This window comes from Arsenophonus sp. PmNCSU2021_1, assembly GCF_036919435.1.
GTDB classification, from domain to species: domain Bacteria; phylum Pseudomonadota; class Gammaproteobacteria; order Enterobacterales; family Enterobacteriaceae; genus Arsenophonus; species Arsenophonus nilaparvatae.
The window spans coordinates 222510-243403 of the sequence record NZ_JAZHPL010000006.1; the positions used below are offsets into that span (position 1 = coordinate 222510).

A 20894-nucleotide genomic window follows, 5' to 3' on the forward strand; every position below is an offset into this window, starting at 1 on the left:
GCACAAAACTAATTTGGGTACGCTAATAAAACACGGATTTGCTCAGTAATAGCACTTTTGATTACGTCCCAATTTTGTTGATAAAGGGTTATTTTTTCAGATATACGACGTTTATGTTGTTCAAACCACGCATAAATAGCGAGAAAAATATGATTTCTTTGCGCTCGGCTCGTGCGAGCCTGACAGCGTTCAATACCACAGTTTTGTTTAACTTCTCGATGATAAACTTCAACAGACCAACGGGCATCCATGATAGATTTGAGGTATTGACGGGTGGGATTCTCTTTGTTTGTTACTATGTAATCAATACGGCCGTTTTTGGCTGTAAATTTGAAAACGGTTACCCAACCATATCCTCGCAAGTGTATTGACGTTCCTTCTTCTGAGATGTCTAACTTGTTCAGTTGTTTGTTATGCACGAGTTTCGCACCAATAAAAAAACGCTCTATTTTTAAGTTTAATTCAGCATAATATGTAAATAGATAAAACCTTATAAATTAAATATAACTTATTGTAAATTAAGTGAATTTATGCATTTCAGTAACTTGCAGATTAATCATTACTTTTAAGCCATTTCTAGAATTTTATAGGCCTGTGCGAAACTCGTGTTATGGTTAACAATCCTATTTTTCCTCAGCGTGGTTACCCAGATCCAACCATGAGAGCGAATTGATTTCAGGTTATCCAGGCTAGAATACCAAGCATCCATCACTACCGCTTCTGGCATGATCCCTCTTTTTTTAGCAAGAGTGAGCATTTCGGAAAAGTGCGTGTTTTTTGTTTTTCCATCAGAATCTTTATCATAAATACGATAATTGATAGGAATTGATTCAACCTTCGTCAGATCATGCCAAAGCAAATTAACTAAACCTATGCCAGCAATAACATCATGTTCATTACCTGAATATTGATAATGGACCATCTCTATTTTTTTATTACCACGAGTTTCGCACAGGCATATAAAGTTCTAGAAATGGCTTAAAAGCAATGGTTAATCTGCAAGTTACTAAAACACATAAATTTTATTAAATTACAATAATTTGTATTTAATTTATAAGGTTTTGTCTATTTATATATCATGCTGAATTAAACTTAAAAATAGCGCGTTTTTTTATTGGTGCGAAACTCGTGATTACGTGTTTTGGCAATCAATGTATCATCGGCAATTAGTACGCAAGGGCTTTTTTTGTCTATAGAAGGTTCAACTAATCGCCATAGGTCTTTAGGTCTAAAACATCTACTTTTTAGCCATCGGCTAACAGTGTCATGAGATAAAGGCGATGGGCTTACTTCTGATAACGCTAAACCAGAGTATCTTAAACTGCTTACTTGTAAGAATGTTTTATAGATATCTTTAATACATGGATAACCCGACAAAATATGAACACCCTGATTTTTTCTTGTTTTTAAATTTATACTTCTTTTTTGGAGATTGCGAAACTCGTGCTAAAGAAGAGATAGGTAAAAATGAACCAGCCAAAAAAGGCATCTGTCATATCCCGCCGGTTTTATTTCCAGATTTAAACAATCTATATCAATCCCGAGCTGAACGTTTCCAATCATTAGCGACGGCAGAAAATCCATTTAGTGAATATCTCATCTTTGCTTCCCATGTTACCCGCGCTCAGCAAAATGCGCTGTATGATAATCCTTTGATGATGGATATCACGGATATCCTGCAACAATCGATGATCGTCAATAAACCGCCATTAGATTGTAAAACTTTTATCCGCACTGACCATTGGCATAAATTATTTAATTGCTGAACTGGCTCCTGTGGTACCCGAAGAAGTAAAGCCCGCATTAGAAAACTTAACCAAAGTTTCTATACATGAGTTGGAGTTGATGGCAACAGCGTTACTCAATGGTGAATTTAGCCAAGTACCACCAGAACAAGCATTGTTTATTTGGGCTGCCCTTTCCTTGTTTTGGGCACAAATGGCCAGTCAAATCGCGGGTAAAGCTACCGCTGAATATGGTGAGCATCGTCAATTTTGTCCGTTATGTGGCAGTATTCCAGTTTCTAGTGTGGTGCAAATAGGGATAAATCAAGGGCTGCGTTATTTACATTGTAATTTATCACGAGTTTCGCACCAATAAAAAAACGCGCTATTTTTAAGTTTAATTCAGCATGATATATAAATAGACAAAACCTTATAAATTAAATACAAATTATTGTAATTTAATAAAATTTATGTGTTTTAGTAACTTGCAGATTAACCATTGCTTTTAAGCCATTTCTAGAACTTTATATGCCTGTGCGAAACTCGTGTTTATGTGAAACTGAATGGCATGTTGTGCGGGTAAAATGTAGTAATTGCGAACAAACAAAAGAATTAGATTATTGGTGCCTAGCTAGTGAATATGCGGCGGTTAAGGCTGGAAGTTGTGGTGATTGTGGCAGTTATTTAAAAATTCTCTATCAGGAGCGAGATGCCAAGGTTGACGCAGTTGCTGATGATCTGGCTTCCCTGATCCTGGATGCTAAATTGGAAGAAGAGGGATTTGCGCGTAGCAGTATTAATCCATTTTTATTTCCTTGCGAATAATTTAAGTTATCAATCGCTTATGTCCAAAGATGTTACTTCATTATATCGTCAGTTACCTGCCATCGATTATTTACTGAATGAAGCGCCGGTTTTATCGTTGATAGAAGGTTATGGTCGAACTCAAGTAACAAAGATATTACGCAATATGCAGCAGCATGCACGTGAACAAATAAAACAGCAGCAATGTTTACCTGTGTGGCAAAGTGACTGGATTGGTGCGCTTACTCATCAACTCCAACGGCAGGAGAATTGTGCCATACGGCCAGTTTTTAATTTAACCGGCACGGTGTTACATACTAATTTGGGGCGTGCGTTAATGGCAGAAGAAGCGATTGAAGCGGTTGCTCAAGTGATGCGTTATCCAGTGACCTTAGAATATACGCTTAATGACGCAGCGCGTGGACATCGTGATCGAATATTAGCTGATTTACTCTGTGAACTAACGGGTGCTGAAGATGCTTGTATTGTCAATAATAATGCTGCTGCAGTGTTATTAATGTTAGCAACTACCGCGGCCGGACGGCAGGTTATTGTATCGCGAGGAGAATTGGTCGAAATTGGCGGCGCATTTCGCCTGCCAGAGGTAATGAAACAGGCTGCCTGTCAGCTGGTAGAGGTAGGAACAACCAATCGAACTTATCTCCAAGATTATCAGCGTGCAATAAATGAAGAGACTAGTTTGTTAATGAAAGTCCATACCAGTAATTACAGTATCCTAGGTTTTACCGCCGAGGTTGAAGGCCATCAGTTAGCTCAGCTTGGTGCTAAATATAATATTGCTACTGAGATTGATTTAGGTAGTGGTGCGCTAATTGATATGAGCCAATATGGCTTACCGGCTGAGCCGATGCCACAACAATATCTGGCTCAAGGAATTGATCTGGTGTCAATTTCAGGCGATAAATTACTTGGTGGCCCGCAGGCGGGTATTATTCTAGGCAAAAAAAGTTGGATAGAGGCTATTCAACAACATCCGTTAAAACGCGCGTTACGAGCAGATAAAATGACGTTAGCCGCCCTGGAAGCTACATTAAGACTCTATCAGCATGGCGAAAAAGTGACAACTTCGTTACCCACCCTTAACTTTCTGGCACGACAGCAACAGGAAATTCGCCAGCTGGCGCAGCGGCTTATTGAACCGATAAAGCGCCATTATAGTGGTCAATTCAGGGTTAAAGATGAAGCCTGTTTTTCGCAGATTGGTAGTGGTTCACTACCCAATGAACGATTGCTAGTTGGGCAATAACATTTACGCCTAAAGATAATAAAAGTAATCAGTTGCTATCACTGGCTCGCCAATGGCGATAATTAGCTACTCCTGTTATTGGTAGGATTTCAGCTGGACGCTTATGGCTAGACTTACGCTGTCTAGATGATGAGGCTAAGTTATTACAGGTTTTATTAAAACACGAGTTTCGCACCAATAAAAAAACGCTCTATTTTTAAGTTTAATTCAGCATAATATATAAATAGAAAAAAGCTCATAAATTAAAAATAACTTATTGTAATTTAAGTAAATTTATACGTCTTAGCAAGTTACAGATTAATTATTGTTCTGAAGCCATTTCTAGAATTTTATATGCCCGTGCGAAACTCGTGTAAAACAATGATTTTTGCCACCTCCGGTCATGTTGACCATGGAAAAACTGCCTTGATTCAGGCAGTGACAGGGATCAATACGCTGCATTTACCGGAAGAAAAAAAACGCGGCATGACAATTGATCTTGGCTTTGCGTATTGGCCACAAGCAGATGGTCGCTTGATTGGTTTTATTGATGTTCCCGGTCATGAAAAATTTCTCGCTAATATGTTAGCTGGTATTGGCGGCATATCCCATATATTGCTAATTGTTGCTTGTGATGATGGCATTATGACTCAAACCAAAGAGCACTTGGCTATTTTGCGCCTCATCGGCCGCCCGCAAATAACGACCATATTAACTAAAGCTGATCGCGTTTCAGTTGAGCGGATCCAAACGGTACAAACCGAAATCTCACAATTATTGACAGAGTATGGCTGGCCTCAGTCACTCTGTTTTGTCACTTCTACCTTAACTGGAGAAGGCATTCCTTTATTACGATCACATTTGCAAATGTTACATGGTCAAGCTGGCCAGCATGCCAAACTTGGTCATCGATTTCGTTTGGCGATCGATCGGGTGTTTAATGTTAAAGGCACAGGTTTAGTCGTTACTGGAACGGCTTTGTCCGGCCAAGTCTCTGTTGGTGATACCCTATGGTTAACTGGAATAAATAAGCAAGTCAAAATTCGGCGATTGCATGCGCAAAACCAGCTGGTTTCACAGGCACAAGCCGGTGATCGGATCGCTTTAAATCTGACGGGTGATATTAGCAAAAAACAGATTTCTCGTGGTGATTGGTTGTTAAGTGAACAACCGGCGTTTGCGGTTAATAAAGTTCTGGTTGAAGTTGAAACGAATGAATGTTTAAAAAATTGGCAGCCGTTACATCTCTATCATGCCGCTAGTCATGTGACCGGACGTATCGCTTTATTAAACCAGCCACCCGATAAACCATTACTGGCTGAGTTGTCGTTGGATACTCCTTTATGGTTGGTAGATAATGATCGATTAATCTTGCGTGATATTAGTGCGCAGCGAACTTTGGCCGGTGCGCGAGTGGTTAAACTTCATTCGCCGCGCCGCGGTAAACGGCAAGCCGAATTCCTATCGTGGTTATCGCAGTTGGCTAATATCACTGGCGATAAGGAAAATTTGGCTTTTCAGTTGCCAACCGGCGAATTATCACTTAGGGATTATGGTTGGGCACGTCAACTTGCTCATTCTTCATTACAAGCGTTAGTTTCGCAATTTGATGTGCTGATAGTTAACGATATTGCATTTTCTCAAATTAATGTTCAGCAGGCTAAACAGCATTTGATGCAAATATTGGCCGATTATCATCAACATCATGCTGATCAACTAGGAGTGGGCCGTGCACGCTTAAAACGGATGGCATTACCTGGGTTGAATGATGAACTGGTGTTTAGCCTACTGCGTCAACTGGTTGATGAAAAAAAGCTGATGCAAACCAATGGTTGGCTCCATTTAGCTGAACATAGTTTGGTGTTTGACCAACAACAGGAGCAATTATGGCAAAAATTAGAACCCTGTTTTGTGGCAAACCAGCCTTGGTGGGTACGAGAATTGGCAGTAAAAATTCAACAAGATGATGCCATCATTCGCCATTTGTTGCGAAAAGCGGCAAACTTGGGTTTAATTACGGCGATTGTGCCGGATCGTTATTACCATAATCTACAAATTCAACAATTTGCTGCCATTATTCGACATTATAACCATCTAGAGGGAGCCATTACGGTGGCTAATTTTCGTGATGAGTTAGCAATAGGACGAAAATTAGCGGTTCAGATTTTGGAATTTTTTGATCGAAGCGGTTTTACCCGACGTAAATTTAACGCGCATATTTTAAGAGATCAGGGATTGTTTGAATAAATTATTTTTCGTTATTTTTAAGTTGATCGATTTGAGCAGCAGATAAAATTATTAAAATGTTAAGCATTTAGCATAATTTTTTATAGTCGCAATATATTCATTTTTCCTTTTATTGATTGAAATTTCTTGCTTTATGGAGTCAGCCATGAGAGCGATTGTTTTTACTGATCCTACCCTACCACTTAGCGATATACATTCACTTTATGAAATCGAGCTAGCAAAGCCCCAACCTCAGCCGCGTGATCTGTTGGTTAAAATTGCTGCTATTGCGGTCAATCCGGTGGATACAAAAATGCGCCAGCGTGAAACACCCAAAACACCAAGTATTTTAGGTTGGGATGCTTGTGGAGTGGTGGAGTCGGTAGGTAGTGAAGTTACGTTATTTAGACCAGGCGATTGGGTTTATTATGCCGGCTCTATCGATCGGCCAGGATGCTATGCCGAATATGGACTGGTGGATGAGCGGATTGCCGGGCATAAACCAACAGCGTTAACTGCCGTTCAGGCAGCAGCTTTGCCATTGACCTCAATTACTGCTTGGGAGCTGCTATTTGACCGACTAGCGGTTGCGGAGAATGGTGCTGCTGGTAAATCGATATTGATTATTGGTGCCGCCGGTGGTGTGGGTTCAATACTGATCCAATTAGCGCGTAAACTGACTAAGTTGCAAGTTTTCGCTACCGCTTCACGGCCGGAAACACAGCAATGGGTCAGTGAGTTAGGGGCGCATGCGGTTATTGATCATAAAAAACCGTTTAGCCAGCAGCTTGCTGCATTAGGCATTCAGCATGTCGACTATGTGGCTTCATTACCCACAGTGATGACTATTATCAGCAGGTATTAGATATTCTTATTCCCACAAGGAAAACTGGCATTAATCGACGATCCTAAAACCTTTGATATTATGCCAATGAAACGTAAAGCCCTTTCATTGCATTGGGAGTTTATGTTTACGCGTCCTGTTTTTCAGACTGAAGATATGATCAAACAACATCAATTATTGCAACGGGTGGCAGGATTAATTGATCAGGGGATATTAAAAACCACCATCAGTGAAGAAGTTGGTAAAATCAGTGCTGAAAATTTGCGATTTGCCCATCAAATGATAGAAAGTGGCAAAGTAAAGGGCAAGCTAGTATTGGCTGGTTTTTAATTTAATGATTAGGGTTTTGATCTAATTTTCGAGGTGCTTAATTTGCACTTCTTTTTATTATTCACGAGTTTCGCACCAATAAAAAAACGCTCTATTTTTAAGTTTAATTGAGCATAATATGTAAATAGATAAAACCTTATAAATTAAATATAACTTATTATAAATTAAGTAAATTTATGCATTTCAGTAACTTGCAGATTAATCATTACTTTTAAGCCATTTCTAGAATTTTATAGGCCTGTGCGAAACTCGTGTTATTGACTAATTGTATATGTTGGCGAAGGAAATAAGTGCCGGATGCGCTTTTGTATTACACAAAAGATAAATATTTTTCATTTCTCTATAGAACCTAAAAATAGCTATGAAATATTTAATAACAGGATGTGCCGGTTTTATTGGATTTACGTTATGTCAGCGTTTATTACAACATGGTCATGATGTTGTTGGGTTGGATAATCTTAATCATTACTATGATCCTGGTTTAAAAAAAGCCCGCCTTGAGCGCTTAACAATTTATTCGCAATTTCAGTTTTTGCGGCTGGATATTATTGAGTGGGAAAAGGTAATTGAAGTGATTACCTTAGGTAAATTTGATAGAGTGATCCATCTGGCAGCGCAAGTGGGTGTCCGCTACTCTTTAAAGGCTCCTTTCGCTTATGCAGATAGTAATTTAACCGGTTTTCTGTCGATATTGGAAGGTTGTTATTATGGTCAAATCCCTCATTTGATTTATGCTTCTTCCAGCTCGGTATATGGTACCAATAATCAATTTGCTTGTTCTACCAATATGTCCGTTGATCATCCCATCTCCCTCTATGCTGCCACCAAAAGAGCTAATGAGTTAATGGCGCATGCTTACTCTCATCTGTATAATTTGCCGACCACTGGGTTACGTTTTTTTACCGTTTATGGTCCTTGGGGTCGGCCAGATATGGCATTATTTAAATTTACTAAAGCTATTTTGGAGATGAAACCGATAGATGTATATAATAATGGCGATCTGAGCCGCGACTTTACTTTTGTTGAAGATATTGTTGAAGGAATATTATCGATTACTGATATTATTCCGCCAAAAAAGAGCGATAAATCTTTAACGGCTAGCAGTGATGCGCCTTATCGTATTTATAATATTGGTAATGGTCAGCCAATAAAATTATTGGATTTTATTTCTGCTCTCGAGCAGGCATTAGGACAAAAAGCCATTAAAAATATGCTGCCGATGCAAGCCAGTGATGTCCATACCACCTGGGCTGATACCAAAGATTTGTTTTCGTTAACCGGTTATCGGCCACAGATTTCGATTAAAGAAGGGGTAAAAGCGTTTGTTGACTGGTATCGGACTTATTATCACGTTTAGCCTGGATCCTAAATATTTGAGAGGTTAGTTTTGAAAATTGCTATTGCAGGAACAGGTTATGTTGGCCTGTCGAATGCGATGTTGTTAGCGCAACATCATGAGGTGGTTGCGTTAGATATTATTGCTGAAAAAGTAACAATGCTGAATAACCAGCAATCGCCGATAGTGGATAAAGAAATTGAAGCGTTCCTGACAGAAAAAAAATTGAACTTTAGGGCAACGACTGATAAACAACAGGCTTACCAGGGGGCAGATTATGTGATTGTTGCTACCCCGACTGATTATGATGCCAAAACTAATTATTTTAATACTTCTTCTGTAGAAGCAGTGATTGATGATGTAAACCACATTAATCCAGCCGCTACCATTGTTATTAAGTCAACCATCCCGGTGGGGTTTGTCGCCCGCTTGCAACAAGAGAAAGGGTATAAAAATATCATTTTTTCACCGGAGTTTTTACGTGAAGGCAGAGCGCTATATGACAATCTTTATCCTTCTCGTATTGTAGTGGGTGAACGTTCCGAACGTGCCAAGATTTTTGCCGATTTATTATTAGAAGGCGCACTGAAAAAAGATGTCGCGGTGCTATTTACTGATGCCACCGAAGCGGAAGCGATAAAATTATTTGCCAATACTTATCTGGCGATGCGAGTGGCCTATTTTAATGAGTTAGATACTTACGCTCATAGCCGCGGATTGGATAGTCGTCAGATTATTGAGGGTGTTTCACTTGATCCGCGGATTGGTAGCCACTATAACAACCCCTCTTTTGGTTATGGTGGCTATTGCTTACCAAAAGATACCAAGCAGCTACTGGCTAATTATGATGATGTACCAAACAATTTGATTAATGCGATCGTAGAATCGAATCGAACGCGTAAAGATTACATTGCTGAAAGGATTATTAGTCAAAATCCGCAAAAAGTAGGCGTTTACCGGTTAGTGATGAAAGCTGGCTCGGATAATTTCCGCGCATCGGCCGTACAAGGTGTGATGAAACGGATCAAAGCAAGGGGAATTGAAGTAGTGGTTTGTGAGCCGGTTTTACAACAAAGTGAGTTCTTTCACTCCAAAGTAATTACCGATTTGGCCGATTTCAAAGCCCAGTGCGATATTATCTTGGCCAATCGATTGGTGCCGGAACTGGAAGATGTAAAACAGAAAGTTTATAGCCGCGATCTATTTGGTCACGATTGATAATTAGCCATATTTTGACGCCAATCGCAGCTTAAGATTGGCGCTTTGATTATTGCTGATTTGCCTATTTTTATCACTGGCGAGTTGCCATAGCTGCGAGTGGTGGCAGCTTTTTATAGTCTCCCTGATAATCAAAAAGCGACATTTACCGTTAGTGTATCGCTATAGTTACCGGATTGATTAGGGGTAGCTTGGCCTGTTAGCACTTTCGCTACATAATTGTAGGTACGGGTCAACTGATCGCCACTAATGGTGGTGGAGTTGGCACTAGACCACAATTCGCTACCACTCGATCCCCAACGAGTATTGGTTGTACCTTGGTAAATATCATAGCTGATCAAGCCACTGCCCTTTTTCATATTACGCACATTGCTAACTGCATTGGTACCATTGTTGATCCCCACATTGTAGAGACTGCCTTTAGTGCAAGTAATAGAAATAGTTTGCGACACATATAGCGCGGCAAATCATTTGATACCGAAAGGCAAAATATTTGATACGCTCAAAAAACACACAAAGGAAAGTTATTTGATACTAACTGCGGTATCGAGGTAAATATTTTACTTCTCCTAAAAACATCATGAACTTGGTTTTAACGTTTCCGGCTTAGGATAACCTGAGTTCGGGATAAGCGTTAGTTATGAGAAAATAAAAATAGCTCATTTATCAATAAAAACCTTTTAAAATCAATAAAATGATAAAAAAAGGAATATTTTTAGTTGGTTGTAGGTTAAAAAATAAGCTATTTTCTCTGCTAAAATCATGAAAAAAGCCAAAATTTAGCACTGTTTTATGTAATAATTTTAATTTAAGTAATTGAATATATAATGAAAAAATTTATATTCCTTATCCCGAACTCAGGTTAGGATAAGGTTGCACTTTAAATAATTTTGTATTGAGGCGCTTCTTCGCGCGTTTGTTCAAAAAGCGGATATATAGCTAAGCGACATTATTTTGATAACAGCCAGCTATACTTTTTTGCCATATATCGGGGCATCAGCTGTTATCATTTTTAAGTCGGTTGGCTATATCGGAACTGCTGGAAGCCATGAACGGTTGCACGCGCTATATTGGCCCTCAGGTATTCTCCTCGCTTGCCGCCTCGCGTGATCGCGGTGCGAGCTATTTCGTGATACCACTCACCATCAAGCTCATAGAATCGCGAGTAATGGCTGCCGATATATTCAAAATTACTGGCCTGATACACCACGCCACAACGTCCACAGCGCTCATCTGCAAAGGATTGTACCCATTGCACCTGAGGATAAAGTAACCTGATAGTTTTCAGTGCATAGCTGATCGCTCGTGACTCTGAATTTTTAGGCATGTCATCATGCAGCCACAAGCGGTTAAGCTCCATATACTCACGATTCCCCGTGCCGGCGACCACTTTTGCACCGCTGTTAGGATTCAGGGCGTACCCCCACTGCATTACGCCAACCAGTGCCCTACCTGAGAATACCCCAAGATGTAGCCAGGAATTATTAACGAATCGCCGGCTATAATGCCGACTTGTTACAATAACGCGGGCCAGCCAGCAGGCAATGGTTTCTACCCTCAGCTCGTGTGAGCCGTATCCGACAATCTGCTCGTTATCGAAAATCGGTTTGGGTGGCGTGAGGATACGGGACGTATTGATGTGCTTCATTACTGGTCTCCGTTTGGCGTTCGGAGACGCTGGGTGAGGGACTGCTCATCCTCATTTCATTAAATGCCTTACAACGCGGACACTTGATCTGGATGTAAATCGCGTTTGCTTTTGCCAGCAACCGGTGACAACCACAGCAACGTATCTCTTGTAACATCTTCTGATATCCCTATTTAATTAAAAAATATCATGTTACACGTTAAGTATTGTGAATGTAGTTAAGCCACTGTAATTGATCTGTTTTGACGATCGATAACGCTTTATTGATCGTCTATATCGCTGATGTTTTATGTTATCCGACAAGAGTTCAGTAGTGAGATTTTGCTGTACATAAAACACCCCAAAATGGATTAAAATTTAATCAAAACCTCGATTTTAGCCCTAAATCGGCATTTTGGCTAAAATTTGAACGGTAAATGCAGTGTTTTTTGCCATGCATTTTCCTCATCAAGCCATCATTTAGGCTTATTTTGGCAGGAAACAGGCGAAATCCTTTTTTGCAAAAAACCTTGGTTTAATTGAATAAGTTCGCTTATATCATGTTTCTTCATTTCACCTTGTAAAGCGGGTGAGAAAATCAACCGTTTTTTGCCCAGCTGTTCAGCTAATAAGCGGGCTTCTCTTACTAACAGTTCGTGGTATTGTTTTAGTTTTATATTGTATTCTGCATGTACTTCAACGGTGTTGAGTGTTAAAAGAATTTGTCCTGCTTGTACTTTTTCACCATTATTAACGGATAGTTGTTCAATGATCCCGCCGTATTGATGTTGAATAGTTTTATGATTGCCTGCCACAATCACATTACCTGATACAGGAACCCCTTTATCTAAAGGAGCCAGTGCAGACCATAATAAAAAACCACCAAATCCAATAGTCACTAATGACCAGCCTAAGTATACAGCTCGTTTTTCATTACTGATTAATTTGTCTGTTAAGATAGGAGATGATTTGTGATATTTACCTTGTGCTAACATATTTTTTTCCATTTATTGCTATTATTTTTACAGACTGAAATATTGAAGGATCACGTTGTTAGTTGTGACGTTTTATGTTCATTTAATAATGTTTGTGGTGTTCCAAAACGTGGTGACATTCCGGCTTGTAAAATTAGCACATGCTCTACATATCTGAGCAGAAAAGGGCGATGGGTAATTATAATAAGGGTGCAATGTTGTTTTTTAAGTTCTTCAATCGCAAGGCACAGGGCTTTATCTCCTTCGCTATCAAGATTAGAGTTAGGTTCATCGAGAATAATTAAACGGGGAAGGCCATAAATAGCTCGCGCCAAAGCTAATCGCTGTTTTTGTCCGCCAGATAAGCCACGGCCGTATTCGCCTAATTGAGTGTCATATCCATTAGGTAAAGTGAGAATTAAGTCATGCACTCGAGCAATTTTGGCGGCAGTAATTACTTTGTCTACGTCAATTTCAGCAAAACGAGCAATATTTTCTGCGATTGTACCATCGAATAATTGTATATCTTGCGGTAGATAACCAATGTGAGGCCCTAAAATTTCTCTATCCATTTGGTGAATATTTGCACCATCCAACCGGATGTATCCTAAAGTAGGAGGAAGCGCGCCGACAAGTATCCGAGCTAATGTCGATTTCCCAGCACCAGATGCACCAATAATAGCCAATGTTTGGCCGGCAGAGAGTGAAAATTGGATATCAAATAACAGCGGTGGATATTCAGGATCACGGCGGTAGAGAACATTTTCAACGCTTAATTCGCCAGTTGGCGCAGGTAAAGTCATCACTTGTTTACGGGGAGGATGCTGTTTGAATAACTGATCTAAGCGTAAATAAGCCTGTTTGGCATTATTATATTGTTTGCTAACAGCAATAAGTTGGTCGATCGGGCTGAGTACACGTCCCATCAGAATAGAACTGGCGATCATCATACCTGCGGTCAATTCATTATTAGTGACTAACCAGGCCCCCATGCCTAATACCAGAGATTGCAGCATCAAACGTGAGGTTTTTGACCATGCGCTGGTGGCTGAAGTTCTTTCGCTGGCTAAATTCTGTTGGGATAAAAAAGCGTGATGGTAGCTTAACCAGCCGCGACGTATATTACCTAACATACCCATTGCCTCGATTACATCTGTATTACGCAAGTGGATAGAGGCCTGATTAATAGCTTTCCGAGCCATTAGATTGGCTTGCGCTAGTGGTTTATGAGTATAACGTTGATTCAGCCAGGCAAGTAGGGAAATAAAAGTTGCGCCACCTAAGGCTAGATAGCCTAACCATGGATGGAGTAAAAACACCACACAGAGGAAAAAGAGAAACCAAGGCGCATCAAATAAAGCAAATAGAGCGTTCCCTGTTACGAATTGGCGTAGTGTTGTGAGATCACTTAACGCTTGGCTGGCTTGTGAATCATTATATTTTAAGCTTTGCTGATAAGCTGCATTGAATACCGATTGATTAACTGATAGGTCTAGGCCTGTGCTAATACGTATAACAATCAGATTACGCACCCATTCGAGTACGCCAATAAATAAATAAATGCAAATAACAAGTAGTGTCAACATTAATAACGTCATTTTATTATTTGACGCCAAGACACGATCATAAACTTGTAACATATAAATGGAGGGGGCTAGCATCAGTATATTAATGATAGCGGTAAATATGCCAATACTATAAAACGCTTTTTTATATGTTTTTATTTCATTAATTAATATATTGCTATTTTTAGTTTTTGAATTATCTGTCATGCTATTCCCATTTTTATTTTTATAAGATTCAATCCTAATATTCATTATGTAAATAATTAAAATATTGGAAAATGTTTTTCATTTTCCAATCCGGTTAAAATTAATATGACAATTTTAAAATTAGTAAACGACGTTGTTTTTATTAGGTTATATTATCTATTCCTATGGATAAATAGCGTTTTCATAATCAATCGTTCCATTATCACTCCCTATATTTTGATTATTTTCAACCTGATAATCAGCATAGCCCATATCCGAATGTTGTCTATGATAAATATTATTTTCATTATGTTTATTATTGGATAATGGTTGATAGGAAGGGTTATGGCTGAAGGGCTTGTTCTTATAAAGAATGTCAGTAGTAATCTTATTGTCAGGGCTTTTATTAACTGACTGATGGTCATTTGTTGTTAAATGAATTTTTTTATGGTCGGTATATCCGTGATTTGTATTGCCAATGTCACCATAACCTTGTTCGAACACTATTACCTCTTCAATAATATCAACTTGTGGAGAATAAGAGGCGAGAAAATCCTTGAAACTGTAGTTATAATCAATGGAAAAGAAAATATGACCTTGAAAATTATGGTGATCATTAGATAACATGCCAATGTCAGTGCCATTATAAAATATTTTTACTTTAGTAGAATATTTATAACTATCAGAAATTCTTACTATATCATTATTTTCATTTCTTGGAATTTGATAATCATTTGGATCGTATTTAAGTTGAAAAAGAGAACCCTCTGGATATTTGTCAAAGTTTATTAAGCCAATATTAAGATGGTTATTTGAGTGATCTTTTTTTTCGTATCGGTGGGCAAAAATGGAATCGATAAGTCTATATTCATCGGGTATGTCAGTATATTCAGTACCCTCTTTGTCACAAACTGCAAGTTTATAGGCGTCGTCTTTTTTTATTAATTTTAGATATGTTATTTCTTTTGGTAATTGATAACGAATATTTTTGCCATGATCATGAATAAATAACTCACTACCATCAATAATATTATTATTTTGGTCGGTTATTTCTTCAGTAATATAAAATCCGGTGGTCTTGAAATTATAAATTACTTTATCATCTTTATAAATCACCGCTTCGTATACATCATCATCTATGCTTGAACTTCCTTTATTGTCTAATAATTCACCCTTTTTAATCGTGTACGGCGGTTGTTCTTGTGAAGTTGCATATTGGGCTAATGGGGAATCTTTATGATTGTATATTTTGGTACCGTTGAGTTGTGATGATGGCAGATCTTTTTGCTGAATATGATTGATACTAGGGCTTAGTAACTCATTTTTATGTAAATGTGGCTGATCAAAATATGGGTCTTTAAGAACTTCTCTACCATCTATCAAAGAAGCTTTATATTGTTGCTCCTCTTTTTCAACAGCCAGATAAACCTTGCCACCATAGCTTGTATGCAGATTATGAAGCGCATTGGAAAAAACAAAGGATTTTTGCTGTTGGCCATCAATTTGTTTGAAGAAACCGGTTTCGCTAAGTAATTCGCTAACTTTTTCTTCTCCATCATATAAAGATAATGCACTGACCATACCCTTACCGAGTTTTTTTACATTGAAAATAGTACCTAAAGGTTTATTGGCCAAGTTCATATTAGTTAACGCATTAGGATTAATTTCTGTTAATTGAGTAATTATTTCATTTACTCTTTCTTCAGTTATTTTTCCCTCAAAAGTTTTTTGATCGTATTTTGAGTTTATAATTTTGAGTTTATGTTGATATTCATAACTATCGGTAAAATATTTAGTGCCATCTTCATTGGTAAACACTAATTTAATTTCATTGTTATTATTTTCAATTAATTTTAAATAGTGATAATCACCAGTTATTTTAATATCGAAATAATCTCTAGATGCTGCATTATAGCAACGAATATAATTACCATAACCTGTGTATTCTACAGTAGCAAATTTACCAACAAATTCTTTTGTTTCTAAACTTTTTATATCAGCGGTATAATAATTTACATTTTTAATTTCACCATCTATTATTTCTTTTTTGCTAGCAATAAATTCACCTTTAGTCACTTCTAAAGCATTTATTTTTTGCATGGCATTATCGCTATTATTTTCATTAAGCCAATTTTTAAAATTATCATTTTCATTTTTAATTAGCTCTAAATATTTTTCTGGATTTTCATTATGTAAAAGATTTTTTAATAATTCAGGTTTTTTTGCTTTTAAATACATAGTAAGAGCAAGACCTACTTTATAAACCTTGGCATTTTCATGAAAGTCATTTGAATATTTTAATTTTAAGAACTCAGATATATTTTTTGATTTTATTTCATCTTCAGTTAGATCAATGCTATTTGCTTGGGCATTAAATTTATTATCGGGAAAATATTCAATATAATCAGCTATGCCCTCTTTTAATATGCTAGGTAAGTGAGCTTCATTAGCTATATTTATATTAGTTAAATAATGGCTAAACTCATGTTTAAGATTAAAAACATTGCCCTGTTGATATACATATATAGTCGGTGGATTTCCTGAGTGAAATTTACCACCTTCGGTTCCTAAACCTTTTTCTTTACCATAATGTTGGTAATCTTCGTTATTATCGAATATATATATTTCAAGTGGCTTTTCGCTTGATTTAATATTTTTTAAATCAGCAAAAGTTTTAAAATCATTTACCGCCTGTTGGATTTCTTCAATTATTTTATTTTGTTTTTTGGGGGAGAGATTTCTATAATTAAGAATAACTTTTATTTTTTCTGTTATGGTTATTTCTTGTTTTGAGGTTTTGGTGTTGAAATAATAATCAAATGTATCCTGTTGTTTTATTTTATGATCCACAAATTATCTCCAATATTATTAACAATATCCATTTAAACAATAACATTTGTTAAATTACATTTTTTTTAAGGTTATTGCAAGTTTATTTTAATGTTTATAATATGAATATTATTTAAAAAAAATGGTATTTTTAGAACAATAAATAGGGTATATTTTTATAGAAGAGTTAATATTGATATAATATTTCGCTTTTTATCAACATTTTTGGTTATTTATTATTTTTATGAATATTTAACGGAGTGAATCAGTTGAAAATGAATAAATATCAAAACGATGATCTTTAGTTTTGATCGTCGCTTGTGGAGAGATTGCTGCTAGGGGGGATGCATAATTGGGTCGTTTCACCACAACTCGGCGTTTAGCTATTGTCATTGCCGGAATTAAAAGGCTGTCAGCATCGTCATCATTACCAACAAGCGATTGAAAAACGCGCATTTCTTTTTTTACTAAGGCACTCTTTTGTCGATGGGGATACATCGGATCGAGATAAACTACATCTGGTGCGTGTGACAGCGTTGTCAATGCATCGATGCTTGAAGCGTGTATCAATGTCATTCTCTGTCTTAACCAGCCTCCTATTTCAGCGTCAGCGTAACCCCGTTGTAATCCGTCATCAAGAAGTGCCGCAACTATGGCATGACGTTCATACAGCCGGACTTCACAGCCTAGTGCAGCAAGGATAAAAGCATCTCTGCCAAGACCGGCAGTAGCATCAACAATCGTCGGTAAATAGGATTTTCTGATGCCAACTGCTTTGGCAATAGCTTCATTTCGACCACCACCAAATTTACGTCGGTGTCTCATTGCCCCTGAAACAAAATCAACATAAATGCCACCTAATTTAGGTTCGTCTAATTTTTTTAATTGTAAATACTGGGGTGTTAGCACTAATGCCATTAATGCAGCAGGCTTGTGTTTAAGTTGCCATTTGTCAGCAATCAGCGATAAGGCGCTTTGAGAAGCGCCAGGTTCACAAATTAATTGAATATCAATTGCCATTTATACATTAATACCATAACTTTGTAACATTGCATCCAGCTTAGGTTTTCGTCCGCGGAAACGTTCAAACAGTACCATCGGTTCCTCTGAACCACCACGACTTAAAATATTATCAAGAAATGATAACCCAGTACTGCGATTAAAAATACCTTCCTCGGTAAATCGTGAAAATGCATCGGCAGCTAAAACGTCGGCCCATAAATAACTATAGTAACCGGCACCATAACCACCGGCAAAAATATGGCTAAATGCATGAGGGAAACGGCCCCACTCGGGTGACGGCACTACAGCAACCTGTTGTTTAACCGATCGTAAGGTTGATAAAATTTGGCCGCCTTTTTGCGGAGAATACTCAGTATGTAAGCGAAAATCAAACAAACCGAATTCTAATTGACGAAGAATAAACATTGCGGCCTGATAATTTTTGGCTGCTAACATATTATCTAACATTGATTTTGGTAACGGTTCACCTGTTTCATAATGACCTGAAATGAAGGTAAGTGCTTCAGGTTGCCAACACCAATTTTCCATAAATTGACTGGGTAGTTCGACCGCATCCCAAGGCACCCCTTTAATACCAGCTACATCCGCTACATCAATTTGGGTTAACATATGCTGTAAACCATGGCCAAACTCATGAAATAAGGTAATAACTTCATCATGGGTAAACAGCGCGGGTTTATCACCAACAGGTTGGTTAAAATTACAGGTTAGGTAAGCCACAGGTTTTTGGTAGCTGCCATTGATATGCTTTAATCTCCCCGCACAATCATTCATCCAAGCACCGCCACGTTTATGTTCTCGGGCATAGAGATCTAAATAGAAGCTGCCGCATAAATCACCACGTTCATTATATAATTCGAAGAAACGTACATCGGGATGCCATATCTCCACATCATGACGCTCTTTTGCTGTCAAACCATAAATTCTGTTAATGACTTCGAACAGACCGTTGATAACCCGTTGTTCTGGAAAGTAAGCACGTAGTTGTTCATTATCAATTGAAAATTTATGCTGTTTTTGTTTTTCACTATAGTAACCCAGATCCCAGGGCTCAAGTTTCTCAATTCCGTAGTGATCCTTAGCAAACTGGGTCAATTCCGCAAGCTCTTTTTCACCTTGATGGTAGGCTCGTTGCGCAAGATCAGTAAGAAAATCCAGAACCTGTTTGGGTGATTCGGCCATTTTAGTGGCTAAAGATTTTTCAGCAAAATTATTAAAACCAAGTAATTGTGCTAATTCGTAACGTAAGACTAAAATTTCATCCATAATGTCACTATTATCCCATTTACCAGCGTTTGGTCCCTGATCAGAAGCACGGGTATTATAGGCGTGATGCATTTCTTGGCGTAGTTGACGATTATCAGCATAAGTCATAATTGGCAGATAGCTTGGCATATCGAACGTGAATAACCAGCCTTCTTCTCCTTTAGATTTAGCTAATGCTTTTGCTGCTAAAAGAGCACTTTCCGGTATGCCAGTTAACTGATCACTATTTTTAATCAGTTTCGTCCAACCCGTCGTTGCATCTAACACATTATTGCTAAACTTAGTTTTTAATTCGGCAATTCGAATAGCAATTTCACCATAACGTTTCTTTTTTTCTGCTGGTAAACCAATTCCGGATAATTCAAAATCACGTAACGTATTTTCAATTGATTTACGTTGTGCTTGATTGAGGGTATCAAATTCAGCACTATTTTTTAACGATTTATAAGCTTGGTAAAGACCGGTATGTTGCCCCATCCAGGTACTAAATTCTGATAGCATAGGTAAACAGGTATCATATACTTGTCGTAATTCGGTGCTATTTTTTACTGCATTGAGATGACCTACGGGTGACCAGGCTCGAGAGAGTTTGTTGTTAGCTTCTTCTAATGGTTGACATAAATTGTGCCAGTTAAAGGTGCTATTTTCTTTAAATATGGTCTCAATTGTCTGCCGATAGTTGTCTAATACGGTTTTTATCGCAGGGAGAACATCTTGCGGTGTAATGGTTGAAAAATGAGGTAACACAGATTTCGTTAGTAAAGGATTTGTCATAATAAAAACATCCTGTGATTAATTATACTACTTGATAGGTACAATTAAATATTAAATAAGAGATGTGATTAAGATATGGCTACAAACGGCTGAGTTCAATATGAAGACAAATATTTTATCTTTTTTTTTACCAGATTGTTTAAATAGCTAGGTTTAGAATTTCTGAAACACGAGTTTCGCACAGGCATATAAAGTTCTAGAAATGGCTTAAAAGCAATGGTTAATCTGCAAGTTACTAAAACACATAAATTTTATTAAATTACAATAATTTGTATTTAATTTATAAGGTTTTGTCTATTTATATATCATGCTGAATTAAACTTAAAAATAGCGCGTTTTTTTATTGGTGCGAAACTCGTGTGAAAATAAGATTATAATGATTGCTAATTTTTCCATGGAAGATCATCGTCCCCGGTGGGGTGGCTGGACTTCAAATCCAGATGGGGCCGCCAGCGGTCCTTGGCAGGTTCGACTCCTGTGGTCGACTATAACGATGTATTAACTCTGAATGGTTCAGGTAGTTATTTCCGTTAACAATTTAATGTGGTGGTCAGTTTTAGTTGGTCATAAAACACTAAATAAATTGGAAAATGTGAAACCCCGCACGAAAATAAACCAATAAAGAAGATAACGTATTAAAACCATTAGTTATGGTAGGTTAATGATATGTATGCATATTTTTAAAAATACTGACGATATCTGCCATTTTGTCCCAGGTTACTGATCGCGTTTGAAATGGGTAATAAAAATGAAAATTCTTAATTCTTAGAGGTTGTAACGCGACAACCTAAAAACCACTAATATCTAACACTTCACTGCGCAAGCAAGGTTTGAAGGAGCTTGATATCGTCGGTTGACTGGGCAAATAAAAAAGAAGCGTTGAAATACCAGATTGTCTCGATTTTCTGACCATTACCGTACT

Annotated in this window: 10 protein-coding genes and 7 pseudogenes; 6 read left to right on the forward strand and 11 right to left on the reverse strand. The window is 37.7% G+C overall.

Annotation, left to right across the window (positions count from 1 at the left end; all coding sequences use genetic code 11):
• Positions 1 to 8: 8 nt before the first annotated feature.
• The 3 pseudogenes from V3224_RS13995 to V3224_RS14005 all read right to left on the reverse strand — a co-directional run.
• A pseudogene (locus V3224_RS13995) lies at positions 9 to 416 on the reverse strand (transposase); the annotation flags it as partial.
• 197 nt (positions 417 to 613) lie between these two features.
• Positions 614 to 937 (reverse strand): annotated as a pseudogene (locus V3224_RS14000) (transposase); the annotation flags it as partial.
• Positions 938 to 1134: 197 nt separating this feature from the next.
• A pseudogene (locus tag V3224_RS14005) lies at positions 1135 to 1377 on the reverse strand (IS701 family transposase); the annotation flags it as partial.
• Between the two features lie 23 nt (positions 1378 to 1400).
• On the opposite strand from V3224_RS14005, the pseudogene fdhE reads away from it, so the two are divergent.
• The 6 genes and pseudogenes from fdhE (at position 1401) to V3224_RS14040 (ending at position 9728) form a co-directional block, all read left to right on the forward strand.
• A pseudogene (gene fdhE, locus V3224_RS30025) lies at positions 1401 to 2549 on the forward strand (formate dehydrogenase accessory protein FdhE).
• A 19-nt stretch (positions 2550 to 2568) separates the two neighbouring features.
• Positions 2569 to 3995: pseudogene (gene selA, locus V3224_RS14020) on the forward strand (L-seryl-tRNA(Sec) selenium transferase).
• A 160-nt stretch (positions 3996 to 4155) separates the two neighbouring features.
• Positions 4156 to 6021, forward strand: a complete 1866-nt coding sequence (gene selB, locus V3224_RS14025) for a selenocysteine-specific translation elongation factor (protein ID WP_334472034.1) — start codon at positions 4156 to 4158, stop codon at positions 6019 to 6021.
• Positions 6022 to 6166: 145 nt separating this feature from the next.
• Positions 6167 to 7174 (forward strand): annotated as a pseudogene (locus tag V3224_RS14030) (zinc-binding alcohol dehydrogenase family protein).
• Between the two features lie 361 nt (positions 7175 to 7535).
• A complete protein-coding gene (locus V3224_RS14035; RefSeq protein ID WP_334471251.1) occupies positions 7536 to 8531 on the forward strand; it encodes an NAD-dependent epimerase/dehydratase family protein in 996 nt (331 codons plus the stop codon).
• A gap of 30 nt (positions 8532 to 8561) precedes the next feature.
• Positions 8562 to 9728: a nucleotide sugar dehydrogenase gene (locus V3224_RS14040; protein ID WP_334471253.1), complete on the forward strand. Its 1167-nt coding sequence runs from the start codon at positions 8562 to 8564 to the stop codon at positions 9726 to 9728.
• 131 nt (positions 9729 to 9859) lie between these two features.
• Here the strand turns inward: V3224_RS14040 and V3224_RS14045 are convergent, their stop codons facing one another.
• From V3224_RS14045 to prlC, 8 genes and pseudogenes are all read right to left on the reverse strand, one after another.
• Positions 9860 to 10180, reverse strand: coding sequence for a spore coat protein U domain-containing protein (locus V3224_RS14045; protein ID WP_334471254.1), 321 nt, complete (start codon positions 10178 to 10180; stop codon positions 9860 to 9862).
• A 394-nt stretch (positions 10181 to 10574) separates the two neighbouring features.
• Positions 10575 to 11376 (reverse strand): annotated as a pseudogene (locus tag V3224_RS14050) (Mom family adenine methylcarbamoylation protein).
• Positions 11321 to 11533 carry a Com family DNA-binding transcriptional regulator gene (locus V3224_RS30030; protein ID WP_442890426.1) on the reverse strand — a complete coding sequence of 71 codons (213 nt, stop codon included), beginning with the start codon at positions 11531 to 11533 and terminating at the stop codon, positions 11321 to 11323. Before V3224_RS30030 ends, V3224_RS14050 begins: the two are co-directional and overlap by 56 nt.
• Positions 11534 to 11831: 298 nt before the next feature.
• Positions 11832 to 12350 carry a biotin/lipoyl-binding protein gene (locus V3224_RS14055; RefSeq protein WP_334471255.1) on the reverse strand — a complete coding sequence of 173 codons (519 nt, stop codon included), beginning with the start codon at positions 12348 to 12350 and terminating at the stop codon, positions 11832 to 11834.
• A gap of 50 nt (positions 12351 to 12400) precedes the next feature.
• Entirely contained in the window at positions 12401 to 14101 is a 1701-nt protein-coding gene (locus V3224_RS14060) for a type I secretion system permease/ATPase (protein WP_334471256.1), read from the reverse strand.
• A 162-nt stretch (positions 14102 to 14263) separates the two neighbouring features.
• Positions 14264 to 16930 (reverse strand): hypothetical protein, encoded by a 2667-nt coding sequence (locus V3224_RS14065; protein WP_334471258.1) that lies wholly within the window; start codon positions 16928 to 16930, stop codon positions 14264 to 14266.
• Positions 16931 to 17161: 231 nt separating this feature from the next.
• The gene (gene rsmJ / locus V3224_RS14070; RefSeq protein ID WP_334471259.1) at positions 17162 to 17929 is read right to left on the reverse strand and encodes a 16S rRNA (guanine(1516)-N(2))-methyltransferase RsmJ; all 768 of its coding nucleotides are present in this window, start codon (positions 17927 to 17929) and stop codon (positions 17162 to 17164) included.
• Positions 17930 to 19972 carry an oligopeptidase A gene (prlC, locus tag V3224_RS14075; RefSeq protein WP_334471261.1) on the reverse strand — a complete coding sequence of 681 codons (2043 nt, stop codon included), beginning with the start codon at positions 19970 to 19972 and terminating at the stop codon, positions 17930 to 17932.
• Between the last annotated feature and the right edge of the window lie 922 nt (positions 19973 to 20894).

Bases quoted from the DNA above. Each gene is read 5' to 3' on its own strand.
- selB (WP_334472034.1), top strand. From the start codon at position 4,156: ATGATTTTTGCCACCTCCGGTCATGTTGACCATGGAAAAACTGCCTTG.
- V3224_RS14035 (WP_334471251.1), top strand. From the start codon at position 7,536: ATGAAATATTTAATAACAGGATGTGCCGGTTTTATTGGATTTACGTTA.
- V3224_RS30030 (WP_442890426.1), bottom strand. From the start codon at position 11,533: ATGTTACAAGAGATACGTTGCTGTGGTTGTCACCGGTTGCTGGCAAAA.
- V3224_RS14055 (WP_334471255.1), bottom strand. From the start codon at position 12,350: ATGTTAGCACAAGGTAAATATCACAAATCATCTCCTATCTTAACAGAC.
- V3224_RS14060 (WP_334471256.1), bottom strand. From the start codon at position 14,101: ATGACAGATAATTCAAAAACTAAAAATAGCAATATATTAATTAATGAA.
- rsmJ (WP_334471259.1), bottom strand. From the start codon at position 17,929: ATGGCAATTGATATTCAATTAATTTGTGAACCTGGCGCTTCTCAAAGC.
- prlC (WP_334471261.1), bottom strand. From the start codon at position 19,972: ATGACAAATCCTTTACTAACGAAATCTGTGTTACCTCATTTTTCAACC.